The following is a 17,335-nucleotide window of genomic DNA, read 5'->3' on the forward strand; positions in this document are numbered from 1 at the left end:
AAAATCACTTAATTAGCACTATGCAGGGAGGATGAAAGAATCGGGTGTTGCAGTTTCTCTCCTCCCGCCCAAGCCAGGCACAATTGACGGAAACGATCGCCCCGCACCTCAAAATTCGGATACTGGTCAAAACTCGCACAAGCCGGAGATAGCAACACCACAGGCGCTTGATACTCCTTGGCTAATTCCGCCGCTCTGGGGACTGCCCTTTCCATAGTTTCCACAATATGGTATGAATAATAACCCACCTCTTGGAGACGTTTGGCAAACGCTGGCGCAGCAGAGCCAATCAATAAAACGACAGCAGCTTGGGAGTGAATTTTTGCTAGCCAAGCAGTATCATCACCTGCTTTAGCTTCTCCACCAGCAATTAAAATCGCTGGACTTTTCACGGATGCTAAACCAACTTCCGCAGCATCGTAATTGGTGGCTTTGCTATCGTTAATGAAATCAATACCTTCCCAATTGCAGATATGCTCCAAACGATGGGCAACGCCAGGAAATTCTCGAATCGCACGCGCGATCGCATCACGATTAATTCTGGCTAATCTTGCCGTTGCTACTGCCATCAAGAGATTTTGCTGATTATGCTCTCCCACCATCCGCAAAGTAGATACTTTCACAATCGGTTCTGGTGCAGAGGTTGCAGTTAATTTTTCCACAACCCAGTCGTCTTCGATGTAAAAGCCTTTTTCGCTAATCAAAAAATCTTTTCCTCTCACACTTGTCCAATAGGCATGACGCCAAGCACTTAGACCTAGCTTACTCAAGTGGGCATCATCGCCATTGAACACTTGCAACTCGGACTGACGCAACAACTTGGCTTTGATGTTGTAATAGTTTTCTAAAGTCTGATGGCGACTTAGATGATCGGGTGTGAAAGTCGTCCAAACACCGATACGTGGTGCAAGAGTACTTGAAGATTCTACTTGATAGCTGCTAATTTCTGCAATCACCCAATCAATACAATTTTGGATTTTAGGTCGCACCTTTGGTGCGCTTCCAGCGCAACTTGGATTTTGGATTGGAGTTTCTGTCCCTGTCCTGTAAGATAGGGCGACTTCACAAGCGGCGTAGCCAATATTACCACACGCGGGTGCATTTAATTTTGCTGCTTGGAAAATGGCAGCAATTAAAGCTGTGGTAGTAGTTTTGCCGTTAGTGCCAGTAATTCCTACCCAAGGTAGCCATCGCAAATTTCGCCAAGCGAGTTCCATTTCCCCAATGGTTTCAATACCTAATTGGCGTGCCTCAACTAATACAGGAATATCCCAAGGCACGCCAGGACTAACGACTATTAATTGGGGTAAATTACCACCATTCAATTCTAGGGATTGGCCAAGTTTAACGGTTATTTGCTCGGCAGCAAGTTGTTGTTGTTGTTGTAGGAGGGTTTCGGAGGTGTTGCCATCACTTAGCTCTACCTCCCAACCTTCCCGTTTCAACAATCTTGCCGCAGCAACACCGGACTTTCCTAATCCAATTACAGTAGCTCTAGGCATAGATTGCAGCAGAGTCCCTGGTTAAGCACTCCCTATAGTAGCGTCTATTGGCAAAAATTACACAATTTTTTGTTGACCTACGCTACAGATTTTTGACGATCGCGCCAAAATCAGCTAAAACACGGGCATTATTGCGAACTAATCCCAGCAGATATAATCGATTACGCTTAACTTCTGGATCGGAGTCCATAACTAAAACGCTATCTGGGCCATCAAAAAAGTTACTAACTGTCGGAGCAATTTTTGTTAATGCTTCTACTAACAGTTGATAATTTCGTGTCTGCTGTGCTGCTTGAGTTTGGGGTACTGATTCGATTAGGGCATTATACAAAGCTTCTTCAGAGGGCTTTTGGAATAATTCTTTACGAATTACGGCTGTCGGTTCTAGCTGTTTTGTATCCAAATCACCTTGCGCGGCTAATCGTGTGGAACGGTTAACAGTTTCGTAGATGTTATCTAAGGTACTATCGTTGCGGATTTGTTGTAGATATAAGGCGCGATCGCGTACATCCAATAAATCCTTTAACGTCCGTTCTGTGTATTCTGGGTCATTTTCTCCCAAAACTGCATTTACCAAATCGTAATCAATCTGCTTTTCTTCTTGCAGTAAAGTGCGGATGCGTTGTAAGAAAAACTCTTGTAATGCTGCGGTTAATGATGCCTGATCTTTGTGATATGTTGCTGCAAAGTCTGTGGCTATTTGTGCCAATAAATCATCTAGTTTTATGGGTAAATTATAAAACCAAGTAATTTTAACTACAGCATTGGCAGCACGACGCAAGGCGAAGGGATCAGAGGAACCGGAGGGAATTAAACCTAAACCAAAGATACTCACTAAAGTATCTAATCTATCTGCCAAACCGACAATTTGACCCGTGAGTGTTGCGGGTAAAATGTCACCCGCTCCCGTTGGCAAATAATGTTGAAAAATTGCCTTTGCTACTTCGGCATCTTCACCACTGGCTAAGGCATATTTTTCTCCCATAATACCTTGCAATTCTGGGAATTCATAGACCATTTGGGTAACCAAATCTGCTTTACATAATAAAGCAGCACGTTGGATTCTTTGGCTTTGGTCTTGTTCTAATTCTAATTGAGTGGTTATTCGCTCGGCAATCTTGACTACTCTATCTACCTTGGCACGCACCGAACCCAATTCTTCTTGAAAAGTGACTTTTTCTAACTGTGGTAAAAAGCTTTCTAAAGGCTTAGTTAAATCAGCTTCGTAGAAAAATCTGCCATCAGCTAATCTGGCACGAATTACCCTTTCATTCCCTACAGCAACAATATCTGATTTTTTGGGATCACCGTTAGAAATGGTGATGAAATTGGGCAATAATTCTTGCTCAAAACTATCTGGTTTGAATACAGGAAAATAACGCTGATGAGTAACCATAACTTCAGTAATTACCTCAGTCGGTAATTCCAAAAATTCTGGTTCAAATTTACCGACAACTGTGGAAGGATGTTCTACAAGGTTAGTTACTTCTTCTAACAAATCGGGGTAAATTACTGTATACCCGCCTAAATTCTTTGTTACTGCATTTACTTGCTTTTTAATCAGATTTGCCCGTTCTTCTGGGTCAACGGTGACATAAGCAGACTTGAGGGCGGTAACATAATCAGTAGCTTGGGCAATTGTCACAGGTTCAGGATGCAAGACACGATGACCTTGGGAAATGCGATCGCTCTGAATTGTTTTAGAACCATTCACTAATTCTAGGGGTAGCACCGTTTGATCTAACAAAGCTACCAGCCAACGAATTGGTCGGGAAAACCTCGCATCCCCATTCCCCCAACGCATCAACCGCTTACCTTCTAAACCCCAAATCCATTGGGGGACAAGTTCTGTCAAAATTTCCGCCACAGGACGACCGGGAAATCTTTTTTGCACAAAGACAAATTCCCCTTTGTCAGTGGGGCGAACAAACAGCGCATCCAATTCCACGCCTTGCTTTTTGGCAAAGCCTGCTGCTGCTGCTGTCGGCTGACCATCTTTAAAGGCGGCTTGGGCGGGGGGCCCTTTAATTTCTTCTTCTCGGTCTGGTTGCTGAGATGGTAGACCTTTAATCACTACCGCCAGCCGCCGGGGAGTACCGTACACCTGGACACTTTCGCCCCTGAGGCTGTTTGCTTCCAGGCTTTGGGGAATGCGTTCCTGCCATTGCACTAAAGCATCACTGAGAAAACTTGCAGGTAGTTCTTCTGTACCAACTTCTAATAGAAACCCAGGCATAAGACACTGTTTTCAACTTTGCGTAGCTCAACTTTATCAGTTATTATCTGGCGATCGCTCGTGATTTTTAGGTAACTAGTACAGCACGGCGTAAATAAGCAGACCATTGAAAAGCCCTAAAGAGCTTATTCCATAATACTTTTGACTTCCGCCTTGCGGTACTACAGCTTGGATGTTTCTCGTGAATCTTTAACTATGTATGTAGCATCTTTGCTCCACCTCCAGAAATAATCGTAAACAGTTGACCAAGCTGGAAAATCACTTAGTAAGCCTTGCCACATACATCTCTAAAATCGATAAAGTCGAGCTTAGGTTTGTTAGATAGACTTGGCATTTTATGAAAAACTTCACAAAAAAAGTGTTTTTCTTCATTGATTTATTACATTTCCTTCCGTAGTTTCATGCAGTATTTACTTATACATATTTTTATCGTAAAGTTAGTTCTGTTTATAAATTGATATCTGCATGATGTCAATCAACTTTGGAGTTATGACCATGAAAAATATTTTCGCCAAAATCGCCACGATCACAGCAACCAGTGCTGCTCTTAGTGTTGCGATCGCTGCTGGTGCTAACAACCCAGCTCAAGCTATTGATTTAAACTTTAACTGGCAAGGTAATGCTGGTTATTCTGCAATAGGTTCATTCAGCTACGACCAGGCTACAGCACCGAAAATTATTTCAGAAAGTGGTAGTGGAACGACCAATTTTTTACAATCCTTGAATGTCTCCTTCTTAGACCCATCTAAAAATCTTCTGGGAACTTATAACACCGTTAGTGGTGGGGTGTCACAATCTGATTTCTTCGTTTTCAACTTTGATACTTCCACTCAGACATTGTTTGATTCCATAGATATAGGAGGAGGAACGGGTGCAATGGGAGAATACTTCTTTTCTGGAACGGGTGGCGACTCTTTGCAATTACTTCAGGATATCGATCAACAAGGAAACTCAACAATATTAGATCAAAATTCTGGTTATTTTAACGTAGCTAAAGTCCCTGAACCTGCTTCTATCCTGGGTTTACTGGCATTTGGGATGTTGGGTGTAGGTTCAACTCTGAAGAAAAAGCAAGCCTCTTGTTAGAAAGTAGGGCTTCCTAGTCAGAGGTTGCCAAATTTAGTTTAATAGATCTCTATTCTAGCCCCAATAGTTCAATGAACTGGTGAGTTTATCATTTAACCTATCGGTTGGCGATCGCTCGAATACTTATTGACATAAGTATTCGAGTCATGACAATGAAAAAGATTTTCGCCAAAATCGCCCTTACCACAGCAATCAGTGCTATTTTTACTGTTGCATAGGTGTAGCCCGCACTTCTCTACTAGACGCTGCGCGTAGCTTGCTTCCACGTTCGCGGAGCGTCCCGTAGGGAAGTGGTACGACAAGCTCAGTGACCGCCGCAGGCATCGCTGCTGGTGGCTACAGCCCAGTGAAAGCTGTTGATTTCAAGTTTAACTGGCAAGGTGATGTTGTGATGCATCGCAGTTTTTTTCTTTGCTAACAGCTTCAAATCCGAAGCTACGCAGGACGCTAGTATTGAATAGTTAGTGCCTTTGAACTACTCAAAAAAGTGGGATGCTCACTAATAAATTCAATACTGATGACTTGCTTAAAAATACTTCATGTGCCACTTTAGAAGCTGGAATGTGGGTTTCATGCACGAGATGAAATATAATGCTACAATCCCTTAAGTCTAAATTTAAGCATTAGATTCACTCTTAACAAAATAGAATTCAGGAGTCAGTAGCCAGAATTATCTTGCTTGTATTATGTGTGACTGACGGATGAATAAACGGGTTTAAGTCCCCCACCAAATTGAAAATTTGGTGGTCTACAATTAGCGCCAAGTCAGAGCGGAGGCTTCCTTCATATAAGCTTTGTTGCTTGCCGCAGGCATCTGTTAGTACAGCGTTAGCGACGTAGGAGCGTCACTTTCTAGGATAGTAGCGAATCTAGAGTGGAAAGTTTAAATCGGCGTCAGCCGCAGCTTTGACTTTCCGCTGAATTCTCTACTATATTGATTCTGAATTCTTCTTCAAATTAGTGAAAACTTGTTATGCGTATGCTAAGAGACTTAAATTAGTCAACAGTTATCAGTGAACACTGGTAATTGGTAACTGATAACTAATAATTAATAATTGATCACTCTTAAAATTCACCTTAAAAAGTCTTAAACAGTCTTGATTGCAATTGTGGTTTCAAAAAATCATGACCTGCTCATAACCTAAATTAAGTAATAAAAGTAGCAGCGCCTACTGGAATTAGCAATAAATCCGCTCATCTGAGGCTGTCTTCACGAAATTCACAAATAGCTCATGCACATTCTGATCTATTCCTACAATTATCATCCAGAGCCGATTGGAATTGCTCCCTTAATGACTGAATTGGCAGAAGGACTAGTAAAGCGAGGTCACCAAGTGCGGGTGATTACCGGAATGCCCAACTATCCTCAGCGTGAGATTTACGATGAGTATCGGGGTAAATGGTTCCTTACTGAACAAAAAAATGGTGTCACCATTCAACGAAGTTACCTCCGAATTAAGTCTAAACCTAACCTCTTAGATCGGCTGTTGCTGGAGTTAAGCTTTGTTTTTACCAGCTTACCCCAAGCCTTTAAAGGCGGACGCCCCGATGTGATTATCTTAACAGTTCCGCCTCTATTCGGTACGTTACCAGCAACAATATTTGGTTGGTTATACAACTGCCCAGTAGTTCTGAATGTGCAGGATATTCTACCAGAAGCTGCCGTGCGTATTGGGCTATTGAAAAACAAGTGGATGATCCGAACTCTTGCAGCCCTAGAGAAATTTGCATATCGGACTGCACACACTATTAGTGTCATCGCTGATGGGTTTCGTGAGAATTTAGTCAATAAAGGAGTACCTGTAAATAAAATCGTTTGTATTCCCAATTGGGTGAATGTAAATTTCATCCGCCCTTTACCAAAAGAGAACAACGCCTGGATATCTAGCCATCAACTGGATGGTAAATTTGTAGTACTTTATTCAGGCAACATTGCTCTAACGCAAGGTTTAGAAACAGTAATAGAAGCAGCAGTTTGCTTGCGTCATATCAGGGAGATTGTCTTTGTCATCGTTGGCGAATCAAGAGCATTGCAAAGGTTGCAAGAATATTGTTTATTAAATGGTGCAGATAATGTTTTGCTGCTACCGTTGCAGTCGCGAGACAAACTACCCGAAATGCTAGCAGCATCTGATGTAGGGCTGATTGTGCAAAAGCGCAATGTGATTTCGTTCAATATGCCTTCAAAAATACCACTGCTGTTGGCAAGTGGTCGCCCGATTGTGGGTTCAGTTCCCGCCACTGGTACTGCTGCTAAAGCAATCCAACTTAGTGGTGGTGGGATAATTGTTGAGCCAGAATCACCTGATGCAATGGCTGCTGCGGTGCATGATTTATATGCTAATCCTACTCTCGGGGCGAGGCTAGGTAACACAGGAAGACAGTTTGCCGAAGAAAACTATTCCTTGGAGCAAGCACTTGATCGGTATGAGTGGCTCTTTTCTCATATTGTTGCTAACCGAAAATCAACTGTGGGTATTTTACCAAAATTGGATTCTAAAAAATCAGTTGTAGATGGTTGAAGGAGATTAGGGATTGCTGGCTCGGCTACACATCCACAACCCTGATTAGGATAAATTAAATCACCCATTCGGGTGAGTTAAAAATCAACCGATCGGGTGACCTAAGTGTAGGAAGTTAAGACTGCTGAAAAATAGGACTCTAGAGTACACTGATTGATTGCACGTCGTTCTTGGTGAGGATAACTCAATGAAACTCGCAACCTTGATTAATAAAGCTGAATTAATCAGCGTAAGCGTAGCCCGCCGTACCCCTATGGGGAAGCAAGCTACGCGTAGCGTCTTGTAGAAAAGGCATCGCTCCATGCCTTTTTCTTCCCTAAGATCAGTATTCACTATAACTTAAGAGCGATAAACTCATTTGTACCTTATACCAATATTTTCCCCTATGTGGTTATAATGCAGTCAAACACTTACAGATGTAAGCAAGCGCTTGCAAACTCTCAGATAAAACTTAGGATCAAGGAGGGCACAAACTCGTGCACGCTTGATCAATTCAGCAACTAAGGTGTTTGCAACGGCAGGTTTAACCGGAGCTACAACGCGAGAAATTGCTCGTGTTGCTGCGGTCAATGAGGTAACTTTATATCGTCATTTCCAGAACAAAGAGCAACTACTAGCTGCTGTGATTACTGAAGCGATCGCTTTACAGGCCCAAGCCTTAGCTGATCACGACAACTGGACTCAAAACCTATACATTGACCTCAAGAATGATCTAAGGCTTTGCAACCAGATGATGGAGGAGCATGAAGACCTAATTCGGATATTTATTGGAGAAGCAAAGCGACATCCCCAAGCCGCCCGTCTGATCTTATACGATACTGACAAATCGCTGCCCGAACAACTAGTTGTGTACAGAAGGCTGCGTTTTAGCGATACACCTACTACACTAGGCTATAGTCGTGAATGCTACATTGAAACTTGTGTGAATTTATTTGTACGCGGTATTAGCAGTTTGCCATTGAAGGAGGCTGGAGTTTCAGTTGATTCGCCTGCAACAAGATAAACCTGACATTTAAGTGTGCTTGATCTCTGAGCCATTGTTAAGGGTTTATACTTATTAATTAAGTTTCATAAATTACACTTATAAATAATTTATAGGAGTTAGGCAATATACAAATTAACCATAGTGTGGTGAACGATATTTATTCGTTTAAGGTGCTGGATATCGTCAACGATCGCCCAAATACCCAAAGAATATATTTGTCACCAACATAGAGAAAAAAGGGCTAACAAACTATTCAAATAATGCTTTTTTAGCGAAGAGTAGATTGCCCAAGTTTAAATCCACAAGACGAGAAAATAAAGATGTCCCATTCTGAGTTCCCTGACTCTCACCTTCCGGTTGAAATAGAACAGCCTGCTGTTACTGATTCTAGTCAAGAGTCGCAACCATTGCCAAAGCGATCGCCTAAGCCACCTCGAAAGCGGCGTTGGCCTTTGGTGTTGGGAATTATCTTGTTAATTGCAGGTGTTGGTTTTGGTTGGCGCTGGTGGCAAACTAGTAATGCTAGGAATGCACCCGATGGTGCTGGAGCAGGTGCTGGTCAACCTATGGCAATTCCCGTCAAGCTAGCAACAGTGCAAAATGAAACTGTGCAGGAAAGTTCGGAGTTTATTGGCTCCTTAGAGGCATCACTCTCTGTACCAATCAAGCCACAGGTTGGAGGGCGAGTTACCGAGATTTTCATCCAAGAGGGCAACCGTGTTCAACAAGGGCAAGTCATTATTAGCCTGCAAAGTGATGATGCCCAAGCCCTGCTACGACAAAAACAAGCAGCACTACAACAAGCACAGGCAAATCTTGCCGAACTCAAAGCAGGGACTCGAACAGAAGTAGTTTTCCAAGCCAAAGCCCAGCTAGATCAGGCCCAAGCAAAATATCAAGATGCCGTATCTGGATCGCTACCACAGCAAATTCAGCAGGCTGAAGCTCAAGTTAATTCCGCCAAATCCGATTTAGTACTAGCACAAGCACGAGCAAAGCGATACGAAGAATTAACAAAACAAGGGGCAACTTCCCAAGATACCCTAGATGAATACGTCAAAAACAAAGCTAGTGCTGAAGCGGCAGTGGTTGCAGCCCAGAAAAACTTAGAGGAACTCCGCAAAAACAGAACTGCTAATATCCAGCAGCTAGGTGCTGCCTTAGAACAACAGAAACAATTCTATAGGCAACAGGTGAACGGCAACCGCCCAGAAGATATTGCCCAAGGGCGATCGCAAGTAAGCCAAGCAGCGGCTGAAGTCCAGTCGGCTCAAGTCCAACTGCAATACACAAAAGTCCTAGCTCCTTTCACAGGTATTGTTGGTAATATCCCAGTCAAGGTAGGACAGTATGTAGGACAAGGGGATCAACTCACCACATTGACCAAAAACGACTCTTTAGACCTGAATATATCCATTCCGCTAAATCAAGCCAAAAAGCTGCGCTTGGGTTTACCTGTGCAAATGCTGAACGCCCAAGGCCAACCCATAGCAAGGGGTAAGGTGAGTTTTATCTCCCCAAATGCTAGTTTAGATTCGCAGACAGTTTTGGTGAAAGCCAATTTTGGCAATTCGAGAAATCGACTGCTTAATCTTCAGTCAGTGCAAACCAGAGTAATCTGGGATGAACGTCCAGGAATTTTAATTCCAGTTACAGCAATATCTCGCTTGGGTGGGGAAACTTTTGTGTTTGTGGCTGCTAAAGCGCCAGCACAAAAGCCTCAAGCTGAAGCATCGGCACAAAAGCCTCAAGCTGGAGCGCCATCTTTAGTCGCTCAACAAAAGCCCGTGAAATTGGGAGTTATTCAGGGAAATAATTATCAAGTTATCGAAGGACTAAAAACTGGGGACAAAATTGTTGTTTCCGGGATTCTCAGCCTAAGCAATAACGCTCCTATCACTCCTGCTCCTGAAGAAGTGGGTAGTCGGAGCTTTTAATATTTTTACCAATCGATAACTACCAATGCTAAATTTCTATCTAGCCATTTTCTGATGATGTTTACTGTCAAATTGATTTAGTAATATTGATTTGTTTGGCTATTTGAATGCTACCCTGCTAGAATCGGTGTTGGAGACATCACCGTTTTACTACTGTCGGAATATAAACTATATCTCTACTTTTCTGATCAGGTAATTTGGTCAAAAAAAGCAATTATTGACATGAATAGTTCTCCAAAAATTTTAGCTGCTATAGCTGGTACTTTCTTAAGTTTAGTAACGATAGACGTTCACTTAGCACAAGCTAGCAACTTTACCTTTACATCAATCGTTAACAATAGGGATAATAAGGACTTCTTCAATATCGATGGTTGCCCCATCAACGATAATGGCACAGTAGCTTTTGTTGCTACGACATCTTCAGGTCAAGGCATATTTACTAGCAACGGCAGCGGAGCGTTTACTACTGCACTCAAACCGTACCCACAATACTCATATGCTATCAATGGTCTTGCAATTAACAATAGTGATACAGTAGCCTTCCGAAATATTAATAGTTATCCTCCAGAAGGACTCTATATAAGTAACGGCGATAACGTTACCAGAGTTGTTACACCAAGCGATGGTTTATTTTTCAATAATGTATCATCCGACACGTTGAATCATAGTGGCACATTAGTTTTCGGTCTTTTAAAGGACTTTGATAATGGCGATACTATTGCTACTGGCAATGGTGGGCTTTTGACAACTGTGGTGGACACTAGCGGACTATTTAAGTTTTTCGACCAACCCCCTGCGATTAATGACTCTAATGTAGTGGGTTTTCAAGCTACATTAAAAGATGGAAAACAAGGTGTCTTCACGAGCAAAGATGGCAAAATTACAACGATCGCTGATAATACTAGTCTCTTTTTGGGTGGATTTGTTAAGCTTAGCATTAACAATACAGGAACAGTAATATTTGACGCTTTTCGAGAGGACGGCAAAGAAGGAATATTTACAGGCAATGGTAAAACAATTACCACTATTGCCGACACCAGTAGCTCCTTTAGTAGATTTATTGGTAACGCAATTAATGACAACAATGAAGTAGCTTTCAGTGCAACATTACGTGATGGGGCAGAAAAGGTTTTTACCGACGGCATCTTCACAGGGCCAGACCCCATTGCAGATAAGGTGATTGGCATCGGAGACTCTCTTTTAGGCGGCACTGTGACGAATCTTTTTTTCAGTGGTAGTATTAATAATTAAGGTCAAATCCCCTTCTTTGCAGAGCTTATAGATGACAGTGGTGAGACTATCACGGGTGTTTTCCGTGCCGATCCAGTTTCTAAATTAATTCCCGAATCTACTTCCACATTCGCTCTACTAGCTTTTGGCGCTTTAGGCACTGGTTTAACTCTCAAAGGAAAACTAAAACAGAAGTCAACAGTTAGAAGAAATAGCCTAACTTATACGATTTAGATTAGCAGATATTTATCCTTGTATTAAGTTTACGTGCTACTACAGAAGCGATGTCTACGATGGGCTACGCCTACGCTAAAGAAATATTTAGATGCCTGGTTTAGCACACCCTATTCTGAAAATGAGTGGAATCTCCTGCAAATGGAGCTAATTAAACAGTTAGACAAAAGTGCAACGGCATCAGAAATTTAAACTCATAACTCTGTTGACGAGTCTTTGATACTAAATTAATGAGGTTCAGAACTCCTTTAATGAGTCTTTGATACTGATTAATCAAGCTACGAACTCCGTTGCGTTCAAATTTTAACGAACCGCTCCAGACGCAGAAGACACACAGAGAAGTCTGAAGCTCAGGCTTCCTTAGATTATAACTTCGGTGGAAAAGAGAGAAGAGTGTTTTATTTCAGCAATCTTAGTCCACTGAGGGTAACTAACACTGTGGAACCTTCATGGCCAATGACGCCAATGGGTAGGTTAATATTTCCTAGAAAGTTGCCCACCAAAAGCAACATAATGAAACCCAACGCTACGAATATATTCTGTTTGACTATGACTTGCGATAGCCTACCCAAATGCATCGCCACGGCAATTTTTTCTAACCTGTCTGTCATCAGTACTATATCTGCGGTTTCTAATGCCACATCACTACCAGATACTCCCATCGCTATACCCACAGATGCTTGCGCTAAAGCTGGTGCATCATTGATACCATCGCCTACCATTGCTACAGTTTGATATTGTTGCTGTAGACGGCGGATAACATCCAGCTTATCTTCTGGCAGAAGTTGAGCATATACCCGATCAATTCCTACTGCTTTAGCGACACTATGAGCAGTTTCCTGATTATCCCCAGTTAACATGACAATTTTCTCAATTCCCAGTTTCTTTAAGCGGGTAATAGTTGCGGCTGCTTGCGCTCTTACTTCATCTGCGATCGCGATCGCACCCATCACCTCAAAACACCTTACCCCGGCTCCGGCTCCCCTAAGAGCTTGCGGGGTGGGGTTCTTCGCTACCCAAACCACAGTTTTACCTTCTTGCTCCAAAGATTGAGCCATTTCTCGCAATTCTTCAGGTAAATTTGTGACATACTGCTGCACAAAAACGGCATTCCCCACAATTACCTGTTGTTCTTGAGCGATTCCGACAATTCCCTGTCCAGGTATAGCTTGCACTTGGATTGCACCAACCCAATCCAAATCACCAGCCGCCTGTACAATTGCCTTACCGATGGGATGTTCAGAAGAAGATTCCACACTAGCAGCGGCTTTTAATACATCTGTTCGAGTGTATTCACTAGCGGAAATTACCTGAAATACCTGCACCTGTCCTGTTGTTAGAGTACCAGTTTTATCAAATGCGATCGCTCGGACTTTGCCAATCTTCTCCAACTGTGCCCCATTCTTAAACAAAATCCCCTGTCTTGCACCATTAGCGATTCCTGAAAGCAGGGTGGGCATAATTGCAGCCATCAGCGCACAGGGAGAAGCCACCACCAGGAAAGTAAGAGCGCGATAAATCGTCGTTTCCCAATCCCAACCCCAAAGAAATGGCGGTAAAGTTGCCAGTAATATCCCGGCTACTACAATTACTTTGGCATATCCCTTCTCAAAGCGATCAATAAACTCTTGCGAAGGAGGTGCTTCAGTCTGTGCCTGTTCTACCAAACGAATCACACGCACAATCAAACTACTTTGGGCTGGTTTGTGTACCTTAATTTGCAATGCACCATAGCCGTTGAGTGTGCCGGCAAATACTTCTGCGCCCACTGTTTTCTCTACAGGTAAAGACTCGCCTGTGATTGCAGCTTGATTAAGCGTGCTGTAACCAGATAAAATTATCCCATCGGTAGGAATTAGCTCTCCGGGTTTGACGACAATCTCATCACCCACTTTTAGCTGAGTGATCGGAACTTCCTCTTCTCTTCCCTGAAACAAAACCCGTGCTGTATCTGGTGTCAAACTCATCAAACTGCGGATACTCCGCTCAGTTCGCTGCATGGCATAGCCTTCTAATGCACCACTGATGGCAAAAATCAAAATCAAAATTGCCCCATCAATAATTAGATGATATTCTCTTCGCCATAAGCCGAGACTAGCAGCACCAATCGCCGCCACAATCATCAGCAAATCTACATCGAGTTCTTTTTCTTTGAAAAGAGTAGTCAATCCCTCCCGCGCACTTTCGTAACCACCAATCACGTAAGCAGCAGGTAGCAGCAGCAGTGCTAATCCTAAAGCGCCAAGATGCAAGGCGAACCATCCGAGAAATAGTAGCAACCCACATAAAAGGGCTGCTACGGTATCTGCGTGTTCTCTGGTAAATTGGCTGAAATGTTGGGGATAGAGCATGAGAGATGAATTTACAGGGACTCTCTCACGCTAAACCTTGACATCAATGTTAATGTCAAGGTTTATAATGATTTTGAAACGCATAGGCGCTTCGCCTTCCCGCAGGGTAGGGGCGCTGAGGGAAGCGCAAAGGTACGCAAAGTTGAATTTTTATCTGTCTTCTGAGAGCGTTTTTCAAAAGCGGGATGTGGGTAAATGCGACGATTTAGTTGTTAGGTTTAAAGTTGCACTAGGAGGAAAAAATTTATGCTAAAGCGAATATATATTGATAACTTTCGCGGCTTGGTAAATTTTGAGATGAATTTTGACTCGATTAACCTGTTTATTGGTGGTAATGGAACAGGTAAATCAACTGTTTTTGAAGTCTTACGGAGAATTCAACTTTTTATAAGTGGCGTTGCTAAGGTAGAAGGAATTTTCCCATTTTTTGACTGCACTCGCTGGCAAACTTTACCAATTCAGCGTTTTGAAATAGAAATTGATGGAAATGATGGCAATTATAAATATGAACTTGCTATTGAACACAATCGAGAAAATAGCCAGGTACAATATGAGCGTTTATGGTTTGATAACCAACCTTTATTAAAGTTCGAGATGGGCGAAGTTCAAATTTTTTATGACAATCATTTAGTCAGTCCGACGAAATATCCTCCTTTTAATTGGTTTCAGTCCATACTACCTTTATTGCTGGCAAATAATGACATCACAAAACTGACCTGGTTCAAACAGCGCATGGAGCGATTTATTATTGTACAAATTATTCCTAACCTAATAATTAATAGTAGTGAAAAAGAAGAAGCACAATTGACTCCTAGAATGGAGAATTTTGTTTCTTGGTATCGCTATATTTCACAAGATCAAGGCAAAGTTGCTGAACTAATGAATATTTTGAAAGATGTCTTAGACGGTTTTGTAAGTTTTAAATTTGACCAGTTTAGAGAAGGCTATCGAACTTTAAAATTACGATTTACAACAAATGCAGATCGGACAAATATTATTGATTATTACTTTAATGAACTATCTGATGGACAAAAAGTGCTGATTGCACTATATACGCTTTTATATTGTACCGAATCTGAAGACTACACATTGTGTATAGATGAACCCGATAATTTTTTAGCACTGCCGGAAATTCAACCTTGGCTAATTCAACTTTATGATTTCTGTATTGACGGAAAAATACAAGCTTTACTAATCTCCCATCATCCTGTATCAATTAATTATCTTTTAGCTTCATCTATAGGTTATTGGTTTGAGCGTCAAAGTAATGCACCTGTACGAGTGAAACCAATTAATAATGAAGAAACTGAAAATTCTGGATTACCAATTTCAGAACTGATTGCGCGGGGCTGGCTGTATGACCCAGAATAGAGTACAGATAGTAATCTTGTGTGAGGATCTACAACAGCAAGTTTTTGCATATCATTTTTTGAAAAAGCGAGGCTTTAATATAAATCCAAAAAACCTCACAATTAGGACTTCTCCAAAAGGTAAAGGTGCAGGAGAGCACTTTGTTAGAAAGCGTTATCCCGCAGAGGTCAAAGCATATCGCAGCAAAAACTATCTTTCAGGAATGCTAGTAGTGTTGATTGATGCAGATACGGCAACAGTAAAGGCAACACTGAAAGAATTAGATGATGCACTGATAGAAGATTCACAGGAACTTCGTAAGCCTGATGAGAAAATAGCAATCTTCGTGCCAAAAAGAAATATTGAAACTTGGATACATTATTTACGAACAGGAGAAGTTGTTGAAGAAGAAGAAAAATCCAAATATCCAAAATTCCCTAAAAATGAGGCAATTTGTAAACCTGGTGTTGAGCAATTAGCAAACCAGTGTTCTCAAGGGAGTTTGGATGACAATGCACCGCCATCTCTCCAAGCTGCTTGTGAAGAATTACAAAGACTTTTACCATTATTAAATAACTTATGAACGCTAGTTGCTTAACTATTAAAGAACTCACTGATGCAGTGGGCGGCGGTTTAACTCCGCGCATGGTACGGCATTATCATCAATTGGGACTATTACCGCAACCTGTGCGATCGCCTAGTAATTACCGTCTCTACACCAAAAAAGATGTTCTCCGGTTGCAAAGGATTGTCGCACTCAAGCAGCAAGGGTTTCAGCTAAACCATATCCGCAATATTTTGGAAGTGGAACCAGAAGCTGACACAACTGTTAACCTCATGGGACAACTCCAGCAGCAATATCGGGCGGTGATGCAACAAATTTCCCAACTGCGACAAACTGCATCAGCACTAGAAGGATTATTGGGGCGCGATCGCCATTGTCAAATTATCCAGGCGGAAGTTTTGGCACAACTCAAGTTACTCGATGTCGAAACTCAAGCCGGATTGGGGGGATTGGAAAACCTGTGGAGTGGCTTGGATGCCGAAATTCATACCCACTCGGAAGCTTTTACAGAATCGCTACAACGTTTACTACCTGATTTGTCTCACCGTTCGGAAATTGAACAGCACTTAATTTCTCAGTTGGTTTTGGCTTGTGGCGATGTCAGTTTGGTGTCCTTTATCAAGTTGAGTCGAGATGCGATCGCAGCTAGTCGAGAAGCCCTATCTTCAAGCTGTCAGATTGTTGTCGATACCCAAACGGTTGCTGCTGCTTTGGATCAAACCCGATTACTTCACTTGGGATGCCGCATCGAAACCTTAATTGATAATCCCCATATTACCACCGCTACAGAGGCGGAACTTGCCTTTTGGCAGCATCGAGAATGGCTAGAAAAATTGCAGCAAGTAAGTAAGGGTTGTGTCCTAGTAGTTGGTTATGCTCCCTCAGTACTTCTGGAAGCTTCAGTTGCGATTGCCAACCAGAAAATTCAGCCTGCATTAGTAATTGGAATGCCTATTGGCTTTAGCCATGCTCCCGCAGCCAAGCGACAACTGATGCAACAAGGGATACCTTTTATTACAGTTGAAGGGACTTTAGGAGGTGGCGCTTTAGCTGCTACTGCCCTAAATGCTTTGGTTGAGTCACTGATTGATAAGCCAGATTGTCATTGTTATCTCAAAAATCTAGTAGATTCCGCTGAGTGCTGAATAATCAGTACTCAATTCAAACATAAGGATACTCAGTACTCAGCAATCCTGAAAATAATATTGTTAAATAATATTGAATTTGCTACACTTTACCAGTTTTAGTAATTCAATAATTCATAATTGTGGCCATAAGCTACCAACTTGGTATAAGTTGCAATATAACTTGGAAAAATTTATATTAAACAGACTCTG

The 17,335-nt window shown here is 42.1% G+C and carries 11 protein-coding genes; 8 read left to right on the plus strand and 3 right to left on the minus strand.

Features of this window, described 5'->3' with window-relative positions:
- Window positions 1–8: 8 nt before the first annotated feature.
- Window positions 9–1,502 (minus strand): UDP-N-acetylmuramoyl-L-alanine--D-glutamate ligase, encoded by a 1,494-nt coding sequence (murD, locus tag V7K85_RS16370; protein ID WP_334814680.1) that lies wholly within the window; start codon window positions 1,500–1,502, stop codon window positions 9–11.
- Between the two features lie 82 nt (window positions 1,503–1,584).
- Window positions 1,585–3,738, minus strand: a complete 2,154-nt coding sequence (gene glyS / locus V7K85_RS16375) for a glycine--tRNA ligase subunit beta (RefSeq protein ID WP_334814681.1) — start codon at window positions 3,736–3,738, stop codon at window positions 1,585–1,587.
- A 495-nt stretch (window positions 3,739–4,233) separates the two neighbouring features.
- Between glyS and V7K85_RS16380 the strand changes: the two genes are divergently transcribed.
- From V7K85_RS16380 to V7K85_RS16400, 5 genes are all read left to right on the plus strand, one after another.
- Window positions 4,234–4,824 (plus strand): PEP-CTERM sorting domain-containing protein, encoded by a 591-nt coding sequence (locus tag V7K85_RS16380; RefSeq protein ID WP_334814682.1) that lies wholly within the window; start codon window positions 4,234–4,236, stop codon window positions 4,822–4,824.
- A gap of 1,232 nt (window positions 4,825–6,056) precedes the next feature.
- Complete coding sequence (locus tag V7K85_RS16385; RefSeq protein ID WP_334814683.1) at window positions 6,057–7,346, plus strand: glycosyltransferase family 4 protein; 1,290 nt, start codon at window positions 6,057–6,059, stop codon at window positions 7,344–7,346.
- A gap of 484 nt (window positions 7,347–7,830) precedes the next feature.
- Window positions 7,831–8,349, plus strand: a complete 519-nt coding sequence (locus V7K85_RS16390; RefSeq protein WP_334814684.1) for a TetR/AcrR family transcriptional regulator — start codon at window positions 7,831–7,833, stop codon at window positions 8,347–8,349.
- A 302-nt stretch (window positions 8,350–8,651) separates the two neighbouring features.
- A complete protein-coding gene (locus V7K85_RS16395) occupies window positions 8,652–10,268 on the plus strand; it encodes an efflux RND transporter periplasmic adaptor subunit (protein ID WP_334814685.1) in 1,617 nt (538 codons plus the stop codon).
- Window positions 10,269–10,490: 222 nt separating this feature from the next.
- Entirely contained in the window at window positions 10,491–11,519 is a 1,029-nt protein-coding gene (locus V7K85_RS16400) for a DUF7453 family protein (protein WP_334814686.1), read from the plus strand.
- A 611-nt stretch (window positions 11,520–12,130) separates the two neighbouring features.
- On the opposite strand, the gene V7K85_RS16405 is transcribed toward V7K85_RS16400, so the two are convergent.
- The gene (locus V7K85_RS16405) at window positions 12,131–14,083 is read right to left on the minus strand and encodes a heavy metal translocating P-type ATPase (RefSeq protein WP_334814687.1); all 1,953 of its coding nucleotides are present in this window, start codon (window positions 14,081–14,083) and stop codon (window positions 12,131–12,133) included.
- A 246-nt stretch (window positions 14,084–14,329) separates the two neighbouring features.
- Here V7K85_RS16405 and V7K85_RS16410 point away from each other — a divergent pair, with 246 nt between their 5' ends.
- From V7K85_RS16410 to V7K85_RS16420, 3 genes are read left to right on the plus strand one after another with little or no spacing between them, the layout of a single operon-like run.
- Window positions 14,330–15,454 (plus strand): AAA family ATPase, encoded by a 1,125-nt coding sequence (locus V7K85_RS16410; protein ID WP_334814688.1) that lies wholly within the window; start codon window positions 14,330–14,332, stop codon window positions 15,452–15,454.
- Window positions 15,441–16,016: a hypothetical protein gene (locus V7K85_RS16415; RefSeq protein WP_334814689.1), complete on the plus strand. Its 576-nt coding sequence runs from the start codon at window positions 15,441–15,443 to the stop codon at window positions 16,014–16,016. The genes V7K85_RS16410 and V7K85_RS16415 overlap by 14 nt, the downstream gene beginning before the upstream one ends.
- Window positions 16,013–17,143, plus strand: a complete 1,131-nt coding sequence (locus tag V7K85_RS16420) for a precorrin-8X methylmutase (RefSeq protein WP_334814690.1) — start codon at window positions 16,013–16,015, stop codon at window positions 17,141–17,143. Before V7K85_RS16415 ends, V7K85_RS16420 begins: the two co-directional genes overlap by 4 nt.
- Window positions 17,144–17,335: the final 192 nt, after the last annotated feature.

It is taken from the genome of Nostoc sp. (genome assembly GCF_036917615.1).
GTDB lineage: Bacteria > Cyanobacteriota > Cyanobacteriia > Cyanobacteriales > Nostocaceae > Nostoc.

Coding starts and splice junctions, on each gene's coding strand:
- glyS (WP_334814681.1), bottom strand. CDS start 3,738: ATGCCTGGGTTTCTATTAGAAGTTGGTACAGAAGAACTACCTGCAAGT.
- V7K85_RS16400 (WP_334814686.1), top strand. CDS start 10,491: ATGAATAGTTCTCCAAAAATTTTAGCTGCTATAGCTGGTACTTTCTTA.
- murD (WP_334814680.1), bottom strand. CDS start 1,502: ATGCCTAGAGCTACTGTAATTGGATTAGGAAAGTCCGGTGTTGCTGCG.
- V7K85_RS16385 (WP_334814683.1), top strand. CDS start 6,057: ATGCACATTCTGATCTATTCCTACAATTATCATCCAGAGCCGATTGGA.
- V7K85_RS16410 (WP_334814688.1), top strand. CDS start 14,330: ATGCTAAAGCGAATATATATTGATAACTTTCGCGGCTTGGTAAATTTT.
- V7K85_RS16380 (WP_334814682.1), top strand. CDS start 4,234: ATGAAAAATATTTTCGCCAAAATCGCCACGATCACAGCAACCAGTGCT.
- V7K85_RS16420 (WP_334814690.1), top strand. CDS start 16,013: ATGAACGCTAGTTGCTTAACTATTAAAGAACTCACTGATGCAGTGGGC.
- V7K85_RS16395 (WP_334814685.1), top strand. CDS start 8,652: ATGTCCCATTCTGAGTTCCCTGACTCTCACCTTCCGGTTGAAATAGAA.
- V7K85_RS16405 (WP_334814687.1), bottom strand. CDS start 14,083: ATGCTCTATCCCCAACATTTCAGCCAATTTACCAGAGAACACGCAGAT.
- V7K85_RS16415 (WP_334814689.1), top strand. CDS start 15,441: ATGACCCAGAATAGAGTACAGATAGTAATCTTGTGTGAGGATCTACAA.